Source organism: Mycobacterium sp. (assembly GCF_052143115.1).
Classification (GTDB): Bacteria; Actinomycetota; Actinomycetes; order Mycobacteriales; family Mycobacteriaceae; genus Mycobacterium.
The window spans coordinates 1-16,966 of the sequence record NZ_JBKQTQ010000052.1 but is presented as its reverse complement, the minus strand read 5'-3'; the positions used below and the strand labels follow the sequence as shown (position 1 = coordinate 16,966).

Genomic DNA, 16,966 nt, shown 5'->3' with positions numbered 1-16,966 from the left:
CGTGGCACGTACTTCAGCGGATCAGTAACGACAGCAACTTCCTACCCAATGGCATTGCAGCCGACTCGTTTTCGCTCACAACAGCCACCTGTTGACCTGCCCGGCGGCGCAGTTCGCGCTGTAGCTTGTCGTGCAGGGTAGAGCCTGCGGCCAGGCACCCGTGGCACGCGCCCGACATCCGAACGGTCACGGTCTCGCCGACCACCGAAACCAATTCGATCGATCCGCCGTGCGATTCGGCGAGTGCGCCGATCGGACCGGCCAGCAGCTCCGCGGCGATCGCCGCCAGCTGCGAGGTGTTGTCTGAGGCGTCAACCCGCCATCCGGCCGGGTTGAGCAGGGCGTCGCTGAGTGCCTCGCGGATGTCATCGCCCAGCTCTCGCCAGCTATTGCCGGCGCTAAGGGTGATCAACACTTCGCCTTTGTTCAGGGCGGTGCGGACCACCATCTCGTCGATCACCCCGCTATCCACCAAGGCGCCGAGACGGCCAGGGGCCTGGCGGACGGTGCCGGCGGGCGGCAGCCCGTCGGCGGCGATCACCCAGCGCAGCTGTTGCGGGTCCGCGGTGGCAGTGGCGTGAAGAGGAATCATGCGCCCAGGCCTACCGCAATCGACCGGGCGACAAACGCCATCACCCATGCGAGGACAAACATGTAGGAGAACGCGAACGCCGGCCATCGCCACGAGTTGGTCTCGCGTCGCATCACGGCGATGGTCGACATGCACTGCAAGGCGAACATGAAATAGACCATCAACGCGATGACGGTCGGCGCGGTGAACACCCGTTGGCCGTGATTGTCAGTCATGGTGGCCAACGCTCGACGTGGGTGGCCAGGGTCTGTCGCCGCCGACACCTGACCCAGGGTGGAGACGAACACTTCGCGCGCCGAGAGTGAACCGAGCAGGGCGACGTCGGTGCGCCAGTCGAAGCCCAGCGGTGTGAACACCGGCGCGATAGCCCTGCCGACGTCGGCGGCGTAGCTGTGATTCATCACATAGGCGGTCGAGTCGGTCGGGGACAGCCCCCGGGTTTCCGCCTCGCGAAGCGGCAGATTGAGCAGCGCCCACAGAACCAAAGATGTGGCCAGGATGATGGTTCCCGCCTTACGCAAAAACACCTTGGCCGCACTCCACATCGCGGCCAGCATCGCCTGCGGGGACGGAAGTCGGTAGGGCGGAAGCTCCATGGTGAACGGCAGCAGATCGCCGCGCAGGATCGTGGACTTGACCAGCAAGGCTGCGATCAGCGAGGACATCCCGCCGCCCAGGTAGAGCAGGAACATCGTGACGCCCTGTGCGGTGAGCCCCCACCATCGCGTTTGCGGCGCCACCAGCAGACCGACCAGCAACGTGTATACCGGCAGCCGGGCCGAGCAGGTCATCAACGGCGCGGTGACGATGGTCGCGATCCGATCGCGCGACGACGGCAACGTCCGGGTCGCCATGATGCCCGGGATGGCGCAGGCGAACGACGAGAGCATCGCGACGAAGGCGCGGCCCTCCAGCCCGGTCTTGGCCATGACCCGGTCCATCAAGAACGCCGCGCGCGACATGTAGCCGATGTTCTCCAGAAACGCGAGCAGCAGGAAAAGCAACACGATCTGCGGGATGAATTGCAGCACGGTGCCGACTCCGCCGATAATCCCCTGGCTGAGCAGACCCCGGATGATCGGATTACCGATGTACTCGGCAACCTGGCCGCCCAGCCAGGTCAGCGCCCTGGCGATCCCGTCCCGCAGTGGCGCGGCGGCGGTGAACAGGACTTGAAAGAAATAGAACATCACGGCGAAAAAGATGACGGTGCCCCACAGCGGGTGCAGCAGCACCCTGTCGATCCTGCGGGTGCGCCGATCTGGTTGCGGCGCAACGTAATCAGCCGCATCGAGCACCGACTGCCCCCAGGCGTCGATGGCTTGCTGGCCGGACGGGGGAAAGATCGGCGGGCGTTGCCACTGCACGAAGGACGCCAGTTGTGCCCGCAGGCCGTCGATGCCCGACCCATGGTGCCCGACGACCGCGACCACCGGAACACCGAGCGCCGTCGACAACGCCTCGACGTCGATCCGGCCGCCGCGGGAGGTCAACTCGTCGCCCATGGTCAGCGTCAGCAGGCACGGCAGGTCCAGCCGTAGCACCTGGCCGATCAGCATGATCGAGCGACGCAGCGTGGTCGAGTCGGCGACCAGCACCACCGCGTCGGGCCGGTCGATGTCCGGGTATTTGCCGGTTAGCAGGTCGGTCACCACCTGCTCGTCCGGGCTGATCGGGTCGAGGCTGTAGGTGCCGGGCAGGTCTTCCACGGCGATCGCCACGCCGTCCACGGTGGTGGTGCCGACGCTGCGTCCGACGGTGACGCCTGGATAGTTGCCGGTCTTGGCGCGCAACCCGGTCAGGTGGTTGAAGACGCTGGTCTTACCGGCATTGGGGCTGCCCACCAACGCAACTCGCCGGATACCGGCGACGGTGACCGGCCCGGCATCCACGTCATGGCAGGCGGTCATTGGTCCGGTTCGGGAACGACTTCGATCAGCTGCGCCTCGCGGCGGCGCAGGCACAGTTCGGTGTCCTGAACCCGGTAGATGGTCGGGTCGCCCAGCGGTGCGCGACGGATCACGTCGACCTGGGCCCTCGCGCGAAAGCCCAATTGGACTAGTCGGCTTGCCACCGCGGAGGTCGCCTGCGGCACGGTGCCCACCACCGTTGCCCGCCCGCCGGGCGGCAGCTGGGCAAGCACGATTACCGATCCGGATTGATCGGGTGCGCGCTGCGCCGGAGTAGCCATTATCGGTCCAACATTAGCCGTTCTTACCTTAGTTAGGTATACCTAACTTTCACAGCCCGTCGGGCTTCACAGGCCCGGTCCGGTCGCCCACCGGGTGTTAGCGCCGGGCGATTCCACGGTGCCGCCGGCCATCATTTAGCCTGGTGGTCGGGTGGCAGGCCAGCGCGAGGGCCGCCACATCCTGCGACAGAGGAGCTTTCGGTGTCAGCCGATGTGTCCGCCGAACCCGCCGATTTGGCGGAAGGCCGCGCCCGATGGCGCACGGCGGTGGCGGGCGTGCTGGCCAAGAGCACACGGCGCGACGCTGACGAGCTTGGGCCCGAACCCGAGCGGCTGCTCGACAGTCAGACCTACGAGGGCTTTGCCATCCATCCGCTGTACACCGCGCTGGATGCGCTGCCGGAACCGCCGTTGCCGGGCGAGTGGCCGTACCTGCGCGGCGGCGACGCGCTGCGCGACGTCAAGTCCGGTTGGAAGGTCGCCGAGGCGTTTCCGGCCCAAGCGGTGCCCGGGGTGGCAGCCGAAGACGTCAACACCGCAGTCTTGGCAGCGCTCAGTGAAGGCGCCAGCGCGCTGCTGATCCGGGTGGGGGAGTCCGGTGTGGCACCGACCCAGCTGGAGAAGGTGCTCGACGGCGTGTACCTGAGCATGGCGCCGGTCATCCTCGATGCCGGCGCCGACTACTCCGCGGCCGGCGACGCGCTGTTAGCGCTGGTCGCCGAGGTGGAACCCGATCAGCGCGGCACCCTGTCGGTCGACCTGGGCGCCGACCCGCTGACGGCGCTGCTCAGTGGCCGTCCGGTTCCGCCGCTCGAGGATGTCGTCGCTGTGGCTACCCGGGTCGCCGGCCAGCACGGGGTGCGGGCGATCGTGGTCGACGGGCCCGCCTTCCACAATCTGGGCGCCAATGCCGCGTGGGAACTTGCCGGCAGCATCGCGGCCGCGGTGGCCTACGTGCGAACGCTCATCGAGGCCGGCGTCTCGCTGGGCGATGCGCTACGGCAGATCAGCTTTCGGCTGGCCGCCGACGACGATCAGTTCATGACGCTGGCCAAGATGCGCGCTGCGCGTCAACTGTGGGCCAGGGTTGCCGACGTCGTCGGTGATCCGCAGAGCGGCGCGGCTGTGGTGCATGCGGAGACGTCGCTGCCGATGATGACGCAGCGCGACCCGTGGGTGAATATGTTGCGCAGCACCCTGGCGGCGTTCGGCGCGGGGGTCGGCGGCGCCGACACGGTCCTGGTACTCCCGTTCGACGTGGCCATTCCGGGCGGATTCCCCGGCATGGCAACGAGCTTCGCGCGCCGAATGGCCCGAAACGTCCAGTTGCTGCTGCTGGAAGAGTCACACGTTGGCCGCGTGCTGGACCCGGCCGGCGGGTCGTGGTTCGTCGAGGACCTGACCGAGCAGCTGGCGCAGCAGGCCTGGGAGCATTTCCAGGCCATCGAGGCGCACGGCGGATTCGTCGACGCCCGCGACCACATCGCCGGCCAAATCGCCGAGGTCGCGGCCAAGCGCACCGACGACATCGCGCATCGCAGGACCGCGGTCACCGGCGTCAGCGAATTCCCGAATCTGAGCGAACCGCCTCTGCCGCAAAGCGATTCGCCGGGCACTCCGCTTGCCGCAGGCAATTTGTTGCGGTATGCGGCCGGGTTCGAAGCGCTGCGAGACCGTTCGGACGTGTACCTCGCCGATAACGGTTCGCGGCCGCGGGCGCTGCTACTGCCGCTGGGACCGTTGGCCGAGCACAACATTCGAACGACCTTCGCGTCGAATTTGCTTACCTCGGGTGGTATCGAGGCGATCAACCCAGGGACAGTCGATGCCGATGGTGTCGCACGGGCGGTTTCCGATGCAGGGTCGCCCACGGTAGCGGTCATCTGCGGCACCGACACCCGATACGGCACCGAGGCGGCTGAGATCGTCGAGGCGGCACGTCGTGCGGGGGTTTCGCACGTCTGCCTGGCGGGACCCGAGAAGGCGGTAGCGGAGACACCCAATCCAGAACATCGACCCGACGAGTTTCTGACAGCGAAAATCGATGCGGTCGAGGCGCTCTCGAGTCTGCTCACCCGGTTGGGAGCGTAGTCACGATGACGACCACTGCACCTGTTTTCGGCAGCTTCGCCGATGTGCCGCTGCACGGCCAGCACGGCGTGGCGCCGCCAACCGAAGCCGCAGTGGAAAAACACGTCGCTGCTGCCGCGGCAGCGTCCTCGTACACGCCGGACCAGCTGATTTGGCATACGCCGGAAGACATCGACGTCAAACCGGTGTACATCGCCGCGGATCGTGCGGCTATCGAGGCAGACGGCTATCCGCTGAACAGTTTCCCGGGCGAGCCGCCGTTTGTGCGCGGCCCGTACCCGACGATGTATGTCAACCAGCCCTGGACAATCCGCCAATACGCCGGGTTCTCCACCGCCGCGGAATCCAATGCGTTCTATCGCCGCAACCTTGCCGCCGGCCAGAAGGGGCTATCGGTGGCCTTCGACCTGGCCACCCACCGCGGCTACGACTCCGACCATCCCCGCGTGCAGGGCGACGTCGGAATGGCCGGTGTGGCAATCGATTCCATCTTGGACATGCGGCAACTGTTCGACGGCATCGACCTATCGACGGTGTCGGTGTCGATGACCATGAACGGTGCGGTGCTGCCGATCCTGGCGCTCTACGTGGTGGCCGCCGAGGAGCAGGGGGTGCCGCCGGAGAAGCTGGCCGGCACTATCCAGAACGACATCCTCAAAGAGTTCATGGTCCGCAACACCTACATCTATCCGCCCAAGCCGTCGATGCGCATCATCTCCGACATCTTCGGTTACACCAGCGCCAAGATGCCGAAGTTCAACTCGATCTCGATCTCCGGCTATCACATCCAAGAAGCGGGCGCCACAGCAGATTTGGAGCTTGCCTATACGCTGGCCGACGGCGTGGACTACATCAAGGCGGGCCTGGACGCCGAGCTCGACATCGATAAGTTCGCCCCCCCGCTGTCCTTCTTCTGGGGCATCGGGATGAACTTCTTCATGGAGGTCGCCAAGCTGCGGGCCGGGCGGCTGCTGTGGAGCGAGCTGGTCGCGCAGTTCAACCCCAAGAGTTCCAAATCGCTGTCGCTGCGCACGCATTCGCAGACGTCGGGCTGGTCGTTGACCGCCCAGGACGCCTTCAACAACGTCGCGCGCACCTGCATCGAGGCGATGGCCGCAACCCAGGGCCACACCCAGTCGCTGCACACCAACGCGCTCGACGAGGCGCTGGCGCTGCCGACGGACTTTTCCGCACGGATCGCCCGCAACACCCAGCTGTTGCTGCAGCAGGAGTCCGGTACCACCAGGCCGATCGATCCCTGGGCGGGCTCCTACTACCTGGAGTGGTTGACCTATCAGCTGGCGCAGCGGGCGCGTGCCCACATCGCCGAGGTCGCCGAGCACGGCGGGATGGCGCAGGCCATCAGCGACGGTATTCCGAAGCTGCGCATCGAGGAGGCGGCCGCGCGCACTCAGGCCCGCATCGACTCCGGGACCCAGCCGGTGATCGGGATCAACAAGTACCAGGTCGAAGAGGACCAGGAGGTCGAGGTCCTCAAGGTCGAGAACAGCCGGGTGCGTGCCGAACAGCTGGCCAAACTGCAAGAGCTGCGGGCAAATCGGGACCAGCAGGCGGTTGACGCCGCCTTGGCCGAGTTGGCACGTGCCGCCGCTGCGCACGGCCGGGCCGGCGAAGACGGATTGGGCAACAATCTATTGGCGCTGGCCATCGACGCAGCTCGGGCCAAGGCCACCGTCGGTGAGATCTCCGATGCACTGGAGAAGGTGTACGGGCGGCACCAGGCGGAGATCCGTACTATCGCCGGGGTTTACCGCGACGAAGCTGGAAAGGCCGGCAACATGGTTTCCGCCACCGAACTCGTCGAAAAGTTCGCCGAGGCCGAGGGTCGCCGCCCGAGGATTCTGGTGGCCAAGATGGGGCAGGACGGCCACGACCGTGGTCAGAAGGTGATCGCAACGGCCTTCGCGGACATCGGTTTCGACGTCGATGTCGGGGCGCTGTTCTCCACACCGGACGAGGTGGCCCGCCAAGCGGCGGACAACGACGTGCATGTGGTCGGGGTCTCCTCACTGGCGGCCGGCCACCTGACCCTGGTGCCTGCGCTGCGAGACGCGTTGGCCGAGGCGGGCCGCCCGGACATTATGATCGTGGTCGGCGGCGTCATCCCGCCGGCCGACTTTGATGAGTTGTATGCCGCCGGGGCCGCGGCGATCTTCCCGCCCGGCACGGTGATCGCCGACGCCGCAATCGATCTGCTGAACAAGCTGGCCGAGCGCCGCGGGTACACCCTCTAGCCGGATGCCAACCGAAAACCGCGACAGCGTGGACAAACTCGCGGCCGCTGTCCGCAGCCGCGACCGTGCGGCGCTGCCGCGGGCCATCACCCTGGTGGAGTCCACCCGCCCCGACCATCGCGAGCAGGCGCAGCGGCTCTTGCTGGCGCTGATGCCGGACGCCGGGACTGGTCTGCATGTCGGCATCACCGGGGTTCCCGGCGTGGGTAAGTCGACGATCGTCGAGGCGCTCGGCATGTACCTGATCGAACGGGGACATCGGGTGGCGGTGCTGGCCGTCGACCCGTCGTCGACCCGCACCGGCGGATCGATCCTGGCCGACAAGACCCGGATGCCGCGGCTGGCGGTGCATGCGGACGCCTATATCCGCCCGTCACCGACATCGGGCACGCTCGGCGGGGTGGCCAAGGCCACCCGGGAAACCATCGTGCTGATGGAGGCCGCCGGGTTCGACGTGATCCTGGTGGAGACAGTTGGCGTCGGCCAATCCGAGGTGGCGGTGGCCAATATGGTCGACACCTTCGTCTTCCTGACCCTGGCGCGCACCGGCGATCAGCTGCAGGGGATCAAGAAAGGCGTGCTGGAGCTCGCAGACATCGTCGTGGTGAACAAAGCCGACGGTGAGCACCTTGGCGAGGCGCGCTCAGCAGCACGCGAACTTGCCGGAGCAATCCGGTTGATCCATCCGCGCGAAACCCTTTGGCGTCCACCGGTTCTCACCATGAGTGCGTTGGAGGGCACGGGGCTGGAGGAGTTGTGGGATGCCGTCGAGCGGCATCGTCAAGTGCTTACCGCGGGAGGGGAATTCGAGGCACGGCGGCGAGCCCAACAGGTCGACTGGACTTGGCAGATGGTGCGGGACACGGTGTTGGACCGGGTGCTGTCCAACCCTGCAGTGCGCAAAGGCCGCGCAGAGGTGGAGCGCCAGGTGCTGGCTGGGGAATTAACGCCGGCCATGGCAGCTCAGCAAATACTTAAGCTCGCATCGATAACGGAAAGGTAAATTTCACGTTGTTTGCCGAACGGGAACGGTAAATTCGCATGGTATGACCCTCGAAGTGGTGGGCAATCGCCGGTCAGTGCTGCCGGGCGGTGTTCACGGCGCGGCCGATCCACACTTTGCCTGCGCGGTGCGCAGCTTCGCCAGCATGTTCCCGGGCCGCCGATTCGGCGGCGGGGCGCTGGCCGTCTATCTCGACGGGGAACCCGTCGTCGACGTGTGGACCGGGTGGGCGGACCGGCGCGGACGAGTGCCGTGGTCGGCGGACACCGGCTCGATGGTGTTCTCGGCGACCAAGGGGATGGCCTCGACCGTCATCCACCGACTCGTCGACCGCGGTGTGATCGACTACGACGCGCCGGTCGCCGAGTATTGGCCGGAGTTCGGCGCCAATGGCAAACAAAACATCACCGTGCGCCAGGTGATGCGGCACCGGGCCGGGTTATCGGCATTGCGCGGCGCCAGCAAGAAAGACTTGTTGGATCACAAATTGATGGAACAGCGGCTGGCGGCCGCGCCGCCGGGATACTCGCTCGGCAGACCTGCCTACCATGCGCTGACCTACGGCTGGCTGTTGTCAGGGCTGGCCCGGGCGGTTACTGGCAAGGGTATGCGCGACCTGATCCGTCAGGAGCTGGCCGAGCCGCTGCACACCGACGGGTTGCATCTGGGCCGGCCGCCTGTCGAGGCACCGACCAGGGCCGCGCAGATCATCATGCCGCAGAGCGCAATTCCCAATCCGTTCTTCAACTGGGTCGCGCCCAAGATTGCCGAGCTCCAGGCGTCCGCCGGATTCGGCGCGATGTACTTCCCGGGCATGAAGGCGGTTGTCCAAGGAGATATTCCGTTGCTGGACGCCGAGATCCCCGCGGCGAACGGCGTGGTGACGGCCCGAGGGCTGGCCCGGATGTACGGTGCTATCGCCAATGGTGGCGAGATCGAAGGCATCCGGTTCCTGTCACCCGAATTGGTAAGAGGTCTGACCGGTCGGCTAAGCCTGCGATTGGACCGTAACCTTGTGGTGCCGTTGTCATTCCACCTCGGCTACCACACCATTTTCGTTCCGGGCGTGATGCCCGGATTCGGCCATGCCGGGCTGGGCGGTTCGCTCGGTTGGGCCGACCCGGCTAGCGGGTTGGCATTCGCATTCGTCCACAACCGCCTGCTGTCGCCATTCGTGCTGCTCGACCACACCGGGTTCGTCGCAGTGCACGCCATGATGCGCCGAGGCGCCGCCGAGGCGCGTAAACACGGGTTCGAGAGGGTGGCCGACTTCGGCTCACCTTTCCCCGAGCCCGGCGCCGTTGCGGGCTAACCGGTCTGCTAAGCGCTCTCTAGTCGGAAGCCGACTTTCAGCGTCACCTGAAAGTGTGCGAGAGTCCCGTTTTCCAGGTGGCCGCGGACGGACTGCACCTCGAACCAGTCCAGTCCGCGTGTCGTCTTGGCCGCTCGGACCAGGCCGTTGCGGATCGCTGCGTCGACGCTGTCGGGTGATGTACCGACTATCTCGATCACCCGGTAGGTGTGGTTGGTCATGACGTCCCTTTCTCCGATCGGCGGGGCAACAGTAACCAGCACGCACGTCATGTGCACGCTTGTTGATGGCAACGAGATGCAACCGACATCCGGTGTGTATAAAACTGGGTATGGCCTGGCTGAACGTGTATGTGCCGGATTGGCTGGCGGAACAGGCCGGTTCGCGTGGATTGGATTTGTCGGCATTGACGCAGGCTGCGATCTGCGAGGAACTCGAGCGCACGTCGCTGCCAGCGTAGTTAGACAGCCTGCCAACGGTCAGTCGGTTGGTGGATCATGACGCGGCCACGGCTGCTCTCGACGGTGTGCACGACAAATTCGGCGGGTGATCCCTGTCTGGGGTCACGTTGACGCGCTTGACGCGTCGTCATTGCCATGTGCGGTGGGCGAGCCCGCTAGCGCGTCGGTTGGCGGGACTGCGGCGGCCCGCCGGCGGCCCTAGCGGCGAGAACCTGATCCAGTGCAGTCGACCGCCACCTCAAGAGCTGCGTAGATGGCGCGCATTCGGGTGTCGGCAAGCCGACCGAGTCGGCTGACCAATACTGCGACTGAGACACTTTCGACCGAGTCCAGATTCACCACCGAACGGCGGGGGGATCGGGTCGGAACCGGGTTCCAGAACAACCTCGCTAGCGAGTCCCCGGATGGTCGTGGTGCACGGTGCGACGAGTACGTGTCAAAGCCGGGGGATTGCCGCGTCACGCGACAGCACAACCACTGGATGTCGGCCGATCTCGGCCATCTCGCACCACCACACCTCCCCGCGTGCGGGAAGCGCACTCACGAGGCGCTCGCCGCCCGGCGCCACGATGCCAGGTCGCCCCACTCGTCGGGCTCATCGGCCGGGTGCTCGTCGTAGCTCGCGTCCACCTCGGCCGATCGATGACGAGCGAGTAATGCCCCGAGAGCCTCATCGACGAGGGCCGCGTCAGTTATCCCTGACCGCAGGCTGCGCGCGCTGGTCAGCAGCTCAGCGTTCACAGTCGTGCTCAACCGTATGCGATGCCACAGTGCGCTGTAGGGGTCTGCTTGCGTCTCAGCCCCGGTGGTGACGGTGACGGTAGAGTGACGCCTGTGATTGAGCCCTCCATTCCTGGCGTGCTGCGGGAGCGCGCCAGTCTGCAGCCCAATGACACCGCGTTCACGTTTATCGATTACGAGCAGGACTGGGACGGCGTTGCAGAAAACCTGACGTGGTCGCAGCTGTATCGACGAACGCTGAACCTCGCGCAAGAGCTCAAAGATTGCGGGTCTACCGGTGACCGGGCGGTCATTTTGGCGCCGCAGGGACTGGACTACATCGCTGCTTTCCTGGGCGCATTGCAGGCGGGATTTATCGCGGTTCCGCTTTCGGTTCCGCTGGGCGGCGCCAGCGATGAGCGTGTTCGTTCGGTGCTGCGCGACGCATCGCCGTCCGTGATTCTCACGACGTCCGCTGTCATGGGCAATGTCGCCGAGTATGTTGAGCCGCAGCCCGATGGTCCTGCTCCATCGGTCGTCGAGGTTGACTTGCTGGACCTCGACTCTCGGAACGGATCCGGAACCAGACGCGAGAATCACGCGGGCACGGCGTATTTGCAATACACGTCCGGATCGACTCGTCAGCCCGCCGGTGTCATGGTGACGCACCGAAACGTCATGGCGAATTTCGCGCAGTTGATCTCCGACACTTTCGAAGATCGCGGTAAGGTTCCACCGCCGGACACCACGGTTGTCTCGTGGCTGCCCTTCTATCACGACATGGGTTTGGCGTTGGGAATTTGCTTACCGGTTCTGGCAGGGCTCCGCGGCGTCCTCACGAGCCCGGTGGCGTTCCTGCAGAACCCCGCCCGGTGGATGCAGTTGGTGGCCCGCAACAGCCGGACCTACACTTGGGGACCCAACTTCGCTTATGAACTGGCTGTGAAACGCACCACCGACGAGGACATGGAAGGGCTCGACTTGGGCGACGTCCACACCTTCGCCTTCGGTGCCGAACGGGTCCACGCGGCGACGATCAGGCGTTTCACCAAGCGGTTCGCCCCGTTCAACCTTCCGGCCGCAGCGTTGCGGCCGGGTTATGGCCTCGCGGAGGCGACGGTGTACGCGTCATCGAACCCGCCGGGGCGGCCGCCGGCGATCGCCCGGTTCGACTACGAGAAGCTGTCGGCCGGCTATGCGGAGCCGTGCGGAGACAAAGGCGGTGCGGAGCTGGTGAGCTGCGGCGTACCTCGGGCGGCCACGGTGCTGATCGTCGATCCGGAGACCCGCGAGGAGAATCCGGTCGGCAAGGTCGGGGAGATCTGGGTGCACGGCGACAACGTCGCCGAGGGCTACTGGCGAAACCCGCAGGCATCGGAGCGCACGTTCGGCGGGAAGCTGGTCGATCCATCGCCGGGCACCCCAGAGGGACCTTGGCTGAGAACCGGAGATTTGGGCGTCTTCTCCGACGGCGAGTTGTTCATTATCGGCCGCATCAAGGACCTCTTGATCGTGTATGGCCGTAACCACTCTCCCGACGACATCGAGGCGACGATCCAAGAGATCACTCGAGGCCGGTGCGCGGCGATCTCGGTTCCCGATGATCACACGGAAAAGCTCGTCGTCATCATCGAACTCAAGAAGCGCGGCGACTCCCACGAGGATGCGATGGCCAAGCTCGGCGTCATCAAGAGCGACGTCACCTCGGCGCTATCGAAGTCGCACGGTCTGGGCGGCGCGGATCTTGTTGTGGTATCACCGGGTTCGATTCCCATCACGACAAGCGGCAAGGTCAGACGACAAACGTGTGTCGAGTACTACCAGCAGAATCAGTTCACCCGCTTGGACGCTTAGACATTGCCGCAAGCGAGGTGGCGCGTGTGAAATTTGCCCTGGCAAGCTGTGGAATCGGCGACGATGTCGAGCCCTGCACCGCTGTTCGATCTGACCGGCCTCCAATGGATGACGGGGCCGGTCTACTCGCGAACCACTAGACAAACCGCTTCGGCACGCGTCGGTCTTAACCGGCCCTCGGGTCCGGGTCAACCCGTGGGGGTCGGGGTGGGTGGTGCGGCGAGTGCGTCGAGGTGCCGTGAGGCACGTGGGAGTGTGTGGCTGCGGGCGGGAGCGGCTGCGAAGGTATGCGTCGTGGTGGGCCGTTTTGGGTTCTGATGACCCGGCGCAGGCTTTCGCGTACGGCGGATAGCTCGTCTTCGAGTTCGGCGACCCGTGCGGCCAGGTGGGCCCCGTCGGGTGCTGCGAGCCCGGCGCCGAGTTGCAGGCGAACGCGCTGCTGGCCGTTGCCCGAATGGCCGTTGCCCGAATGGCCGTTGCCCCAATGGCCGTTGCCCCAATGGCCGTTGCCCGAAGCGGGGGGCGAACCTCCGGTGACGCCAGACCGGCCCGCGATCGCGTGTTTGCCGTTGGAGCTCGGCCGAGTGGGCGAGACGAATTCATCCCGCACAAGCAGTTCACGAACCGGACGAAGTAGATAACGCGCCGGGCGTGGCCGCACTCGTTGCGGCCACCAGAACCAGCGCCCGAGAAGTGCTGCGATGGACGGCGTCATGAAGGAGCGCACGATCAACGTGTCGAACAGCAGACCCAGACCGATAGTGGTTCCCACCTGACCGATAATTCGCAGGTCGCTGACCGCCATGGAGCCCATGGTGAACGCGAACACCAGGCCCGCGGACGTCACGACCTTGCCGGTACTGCCCATTGCACGAATGATGCCCGTATTGATTCCGGCTCCTATTTCCTCTTTGAACCGGGAGACGAGCAGCAGATTATAGTCAGACCCCACGGCCAAAAGGATGATCACGGACATCGGGAGCACGAGCCAGTGCAATGTGATGCCGAGAATATCCTGCCAGACGAGCACGGACAGCCCGATGGACGCGCCCAGCGAAACCGCCACCGTGCCCACGATAACCAGCGCCGCGACAAAACCTCGCGTGATGATCAGCATGATGATGAAAATGAGGCACAGCGAAGAAAGCCCCGCGATCAAAAGATCGTATTTGGCGCCGTCGGAGAGGTCCTTGACGGTCGAGGCGGTGCCGCCAAGGTAGATCTTGGCTCCCTCTAGAGGAGTCCCCTTGAGCGACTCCCTGGCCGCGGTCTTTATCGGGTCGATACGTGCGACGCCCACGGGCGTCGCGGGATTGCCCAGATGCGAAATGATTAAACGTACAGCCTTCCCGTCCGATGACAGGAACGAGTCCATGGCGCGTTTGAAGTCTGGGTTATTGAACACTTCTGGCGGCAGGTAGAAGGAGTCGTCGTTTTTGGCGGCGTCGAACGCCTTCCCCATGGCGGTCGCGTTACCGCCTAATTCATCCATCTGGTCGAAGACCCCGGACATGGTGCTATGCATGGTCAGCATCATCGTCCGCATGGACTCCATCATCGCGATCTGCGGCGGGATCTGGGCGATCAACTGCGGCATGATCTTATCCATGTTGCCGAAGTCCGCCAGGAGAGCGTCCATCTTTTCGCTGATCTGGTCGACACCGTCCATTGTCTCAAATATGGATCTCAGCGAATAGCATATGGGGATACTGAAGCAGTGCTTTTCCCAGTAGAAGTAGCTGCGAATCGGCCTCCAGACATCGTCAAAATTTGCGATATTGTCTCGCATTTCGTCGATGACAATCTTCATTTCCTTCGTTGTGCCGAGCATGCGGTGGGTAGTGTCGGCCATCTGTACCATCAAGCCGTACATGCGCTTCATTGTCGCGATCGACTTCGCCATTAGGTCAGCCTGCACCAGCATGTCCTTCATGCGGTCCTGCTGATACTTCATATTTTGTAGCATGCCGGCGTTTTGCATGCTGATCTGAAACGGTATCGAAGTGTGCTCGATCGGCGTTCCGTCGGGTCTTGTTATTGCCTGCACCCTGGAGATACCCGGCACATGGAAGATAGCCTTGGCTAGTTTGTCCAGAACGAGAAAGTCTGCCGGATTGCGCATATCATGATCTGCCTCGATCAACAGGACTTCGGGCATCATTCGGGCCTCAGAATAATGGCGCTCTGAGGCCGCGTATCCCATATTGGCAGGGATGTCTTTGGGTATATACGCCCGGTCGTTGTAGCTGGTTTTGTATCCCGGCAGTGCCAGTAGCCCGACAAGGGTGAGAGCACATGTGGCGGCCAAAATAGGCGCGGGCCAGCGGACGATCGCTGTGCCCACCTGTCGCCATCCACGAACCTTGATCTTCCGCCTGCTGTCGAACAGACGGAAACGGCTGCCTACGATAAGAACTGCCGGAACCAGTGTGAGCGCGACCGCGACCGTAACGACCATGCCCACCGCGCAGGGGGCGGCCATGGTTTGAAAATAGGGCATCCGGGTAAAGCTGAGACAAGACACCGCTCCGGCAACAGTCAAACCAGAGCCCAAGACGACGGGAGCGACCCCACGGTAAGTGGTATAGAAGGCCGTTTCCCGATTCTTGCCGGCCTGACGCGCCTCTTGATACCGCCCGATGAAGAATATCCCATAGTCCGTTCCGGCCGCGAGCGCCAGCGACGTGAGCAGGTTGACGGCAAAAGTCGAAAGTCCAATAAGCCCTTCATTCGCGAGAAACGCGACCACTCCCCGCGCCGCCGCTAATTCGATGCCGACCGTGACCAGCAGCAGAGTTACGGTAATGACCGAGCGGTAGACAAGAAGCAACATGGTGAGGATCACCGCGACGGTTACCACAATGATTTTGATCATGGATTTGTTGCCGCTGTGATTCACATCCGCGACGAGCGGCGACGGGCCGGTGACATAGGCCTTGACCCCAGGCGGAGCTGGCGTCCGCTTCACGATGTTCTGGACAGCCTGCACAGATTCGTTCGACAAGTCCGAGCCTTGGTAACCGGCGAGACTCACTAAAACATATACGGCCTTACCATCGGCGCTTTGCAAGCTCGCTGCCTGGAGTGGATCGCTCCAGGAATCCTGGATGTGCTGCACATGCTTCGGATCGTCTTTAAACTGCCGCATCAAGCGGTCGTAGTACTTGTGTGCAGCGTCGCCGAGCGGCTGCTGACCCTCCAAGAGGATCATCGCGAAACTGTCGGAATTGGATTCCTTGAAGTCCTCACCCATGTGCTTCGCCGCAATCAGCGATGGCGCATCTTGGGGGTTCATTGAGACGGAATTTGCTTGCCCGACCTGCTCCAGTGACGGAACGCCGATACTCACGAACGCAGTGATCGCCAACCAGGCAAGGATGATGGGCACCGATAGTCTGCGGATCGTCCGCGCTACGACGGGTGGTTCGGTGCGTTCGTTACTCATCTGCTCGGTGCTCATGCGGCCTTCTTCACGCAGAAGGTATAGGCGTTAACTTCGTTCGAAATTCTTTCGGCTTGGACCTTATCGTTCACCACGATGCGGCAGCCAATGCTGTCGCTATTGCCCTGTGCCACTATGTCGCCCACGACCGCCGGCGAGGTTGTCGTGAACTGCAACGACCACGGCAACTTCACTCCATCAATTCGCTGCGAATCAGAATTGACATCGAAATAGCTGATGTCGGCCACGGTCCCCGGTGGGCCGAAGACCTCGTAAGTCATGTGTGTAGGGTGAAAAGGGTTGCTGTCCTGACTTTTGGCGTCGCTATATGACGGACTTTTCTCAGAGGCGAAGATGCCATGGAGTCGCGACACGGCAAATCCCCCAGCGCCGATTACCACCAAGACAACCAGCGGAATCCACAACCGGTTCAGGACACTGAAAATAGCAAATCCCCTTTGGTCGTGGGAGCGTAGCCGGCGTAGCCGTACGGCCCCTCCATGGCTTGGGAATCGGCGGCCACCAATTGGTAGTCGCAATGTGTCAATCCCACGAACACGCCGGTTAGCGAGTCGGCCACCCTTTTCGGGGTGAGACCGGCGTGCTCCATGGCTTCCCAAGAGGTTTCCAGCAGCAGGCGGTGCTGCGGATCGATCGCGGTCGCCTCCCGCTCGCTGATCCCGAAGAACTCGGAATCGAAGCCGGCGACGTCGTCCAGGAATGCGCCCCACCGGGACACCGACCGACCCGGCACGCCTGGCTCGGGGTCGTAGTACTCGTCGGCGTCCCACCGGTCGGGCGGAACCTCGGTGACCAGGTCATCGCCCCGCAGCAACGCCTCCCACACCTGGTCCGGCGATTCGATCCCGCGGGGAAGTCGGCAGGCCATGCCGATAACGGCAATCGGGGTAGCGGGAGTTTTGTTCATAGCGAGCAAAGAATGGCCTGATTCTGGGCCCTGCGCGCGGTCGTCGGTCGCGTCGAAACTAGCCAATTCCCCTCCTCACAGCAACAGCACAGTTTGGGCGTGCCCGAGCGTGGGTCA

The 16,966-nt window shown here is 64.0% G+C and carries 11 protein-coding genes and 4 pseudogenes; 6 read left to right on the top strand and 9 right to left on the bottom strand.

Annotated elements, in window-relative coordinates:
- Positions 1-13: 13 nt before the first annotated feature.
- Genes ACLQI9_RS05715 through ACLQI9_RS05705 form a run of 3 tightly spaced genes read right to left on the bottom strand, consistent with a single transcriptional unit; the run spans position 14 to position 2,783 of the window.
- Positions 14-592: a NifU family protein gene (locus tag ACLQI9_RS05715; RefSeq protein WP_442380007.1), complete on the bottom strand. Its 579-nt coding sequence runs from the start codon at positions 590-592 to the stop codon at positions 14-16.
- The gene (gene feoB / locus ACLQI9_RS05710; protein ID WP_442380005.1) at positions 589-2,502 is read right to left on the bottom strand and encodes a ferrous iron transporter B; all 1,914 of its coding nucleotides are present in this window, start codon (positions 2,500-2,502) and stop codon (positions 589-591) included. Before feoB ends, ACLQI9_RS05715 begins: the two co-directional genes overlap by 4 nt.
- Entirely contained in the window at positions 2,499-2,783 is a 285-nt protein-coding gene (locus ACLQI9_RS05705; RefSeq protein WP_442380003.1) for a FeoA family protein, read from the bottom strand. The genes feoB and ACLQI9_RS05705 overlap by 4 nt, the downstream gene beginning before the upstream one ends.
- A gap of 201 nt (positions 2,784-2,984) precedes the next feature.
- On the opposite strand from ACLQI9_RS05705, the gene mutA reads away from it, so the two are divergent.
- From mutA to ACLQI9_RS05685, 4 genes are read left to right on the top strand one after another with little or no spacing between them, the layout of a single operon-like run.
- Positions 2,985-4,874, top strand: coding sequence for a methylmalonyl-CoA mutase small subunit (mutA, locus tag ACLQI9_RS05700; protein WP_442391268.1), 1,890 nt, complete (start codon positions 2,985-2,987; stop codon positions 4,872-4,874).
- A 5-nt stretch (positions 4,875-4,879) separates the two neighbouring features.
- The gene (gene scpA / locus ACLQI9_RS05695) at positions 4,880-7,129 is read left to right on the top strand and encodes a methylmalonyl-CoA mutase (RefSeq protein ID WP_442391266.1); all 2,250 of its coding nucleotides are present in this window, start codon (positions 4,880-4,882) and stop codon (positions 7,127-7,129) included.
- A 4-nt stretch (positions 7,130-7,133) separates the two neighbouring features.
- The gene (gene meaB / locus ACLQI9_RS05690; RefSeq protein ID WP_442379997.1) at positions 7,134-8,132 is read left to right on the top strand and encodes a methylmalonyl Co-A mutase-associated GTPase MeaB; all 999 of its coding nucleotides are present in this window, start codon (positions 7,134-7,136) and stop codon (positions 8,130-8,132) included.
- A 43-nt stretch (positions 8,133-8,175) separates the two neighbouring features.
- Positions 8,176-9,444, top strand: a complete 1,269-nt coding sequence (locus ACLQI9_RS05685; protein ID WP_442379995.1) for a serine hydrolase domain-containing protein — start codon at positions 8,176-8,178, stop codon at positions 9,442-9,444.
- 8 nt (positions 9,445-9,452) lie between these two features.
- On the opposite strand, the gene ACLQI9_RS05680 is transcribed toward ACLQI9_RS05685, so the two are convergent.
- Positions 9,453-9,665: a dodecin gene (locus ACLQI9_RS05680; RefSeq protein WP_442379993.1), complete on the bottom strand. Its 213-nt coding sequence runs from the start codon at positions 9,663-9,665 to the stop codon at positions 9,453-9,455.
- A 110-nt stretch (positions 9,666-9,775) separates the two neighbouring features.
- Here ACLQI9_RS05680 and ACLQI9_RS05675 point away from each other — a divergent pair, with 110 nt between their 5' ends.
- Positions 9,776-9,904, top strand: a complete 129-nt coding sequence (locus tag ACLQI9_RS05675) for a hypothetical protein (RefSeq protein WP_442379992.1) — start codon at positions 9,776-9,778, stop codon at positions 9,902-9,904.
- A 199-nt stretch (positions 9,905-10,103) separates the two neighbouring features.
- On the opposite strand, the pseudogene ACLQI9_RS05670 reads toward ACLQI9_RS05675, so the two are convergent.
- Together ACLQI9_RS05670 and ACLQI9_RS05665 are read right to left on the bottom strand one after the other, a co-directional pair.
- Positions 10,104-10,449: pseudogene (locus tag ACLQI9_RS05670) on the bottom strand (type II toxin-antitoxin system PemK/MazF family toxin).
- Positions 10,446-10,706 (bottom strand): annotated as a pseudogene (locus tag ACLQI9_RS05665) (type II toxin-antitoxin system antitoxin MazE5); the annotation flags it as partial. The pseudogenes ACLQI9_RS05665 and ACLQI9_RS05670, both read right to left, overlap by 4 nt.
- 33 nt (positions 10,707-10,739) lie before the next feature.
- On the opposite strand from ACLQI9_RS05665, the gene ACLQI9_RS05660 reads away from it, so the two are divergent.
- Complete coding sequence (locus ACLQI9_RS05660) at positions 10,740-12,479, top strand: AMP-binding protein (RefSeq protein WP_442379990.1); 1,740 nt, start codon at positions 10,740-10,742, stop codon at positions 12,477-12,479.
- Between the two features lie 622 nt (positions 12,480-13,101).
- Here ACLQI9_RS05660 and ACLQI9_RS05655 read toward each other — a convergent pair.
- The 3 genes and pseudogenes from ACLQI9_RS05655 to ACLQI9_RS05645 form a co-directional block, all read right to left on the bottom strand.
- Positions 13,102-15,924: pseudogene (locus ACLQI9_RS05655) on the bottom strand (MMPL/RND family transporter); the annotation flags it as partial.
- Positions 15,925-15,935: 11 nt separating this feature from the next.
- Entirely contained in the window at positions 15,936-16,355 is a 420-nt protein-coding gene (locus ACLQI9_RS05650; protein WP_442380033.1) for an MmpS family protein, read from the bottom strand.
- A 41-nt stretch (positions 16,356-16,396) separates the two neighbouring features.
- Positions 16,397-16,849 (bottom strand): annotated as a pseudogene (locus tag ACLQI9_RS05645) (beta-ketoacyl synthase N-terminal-like domain-containing protein); the annotation flags it as partial.
- Between the last annotated feature and the right edge of the window lie 117 nt (positions 16,850-16,966).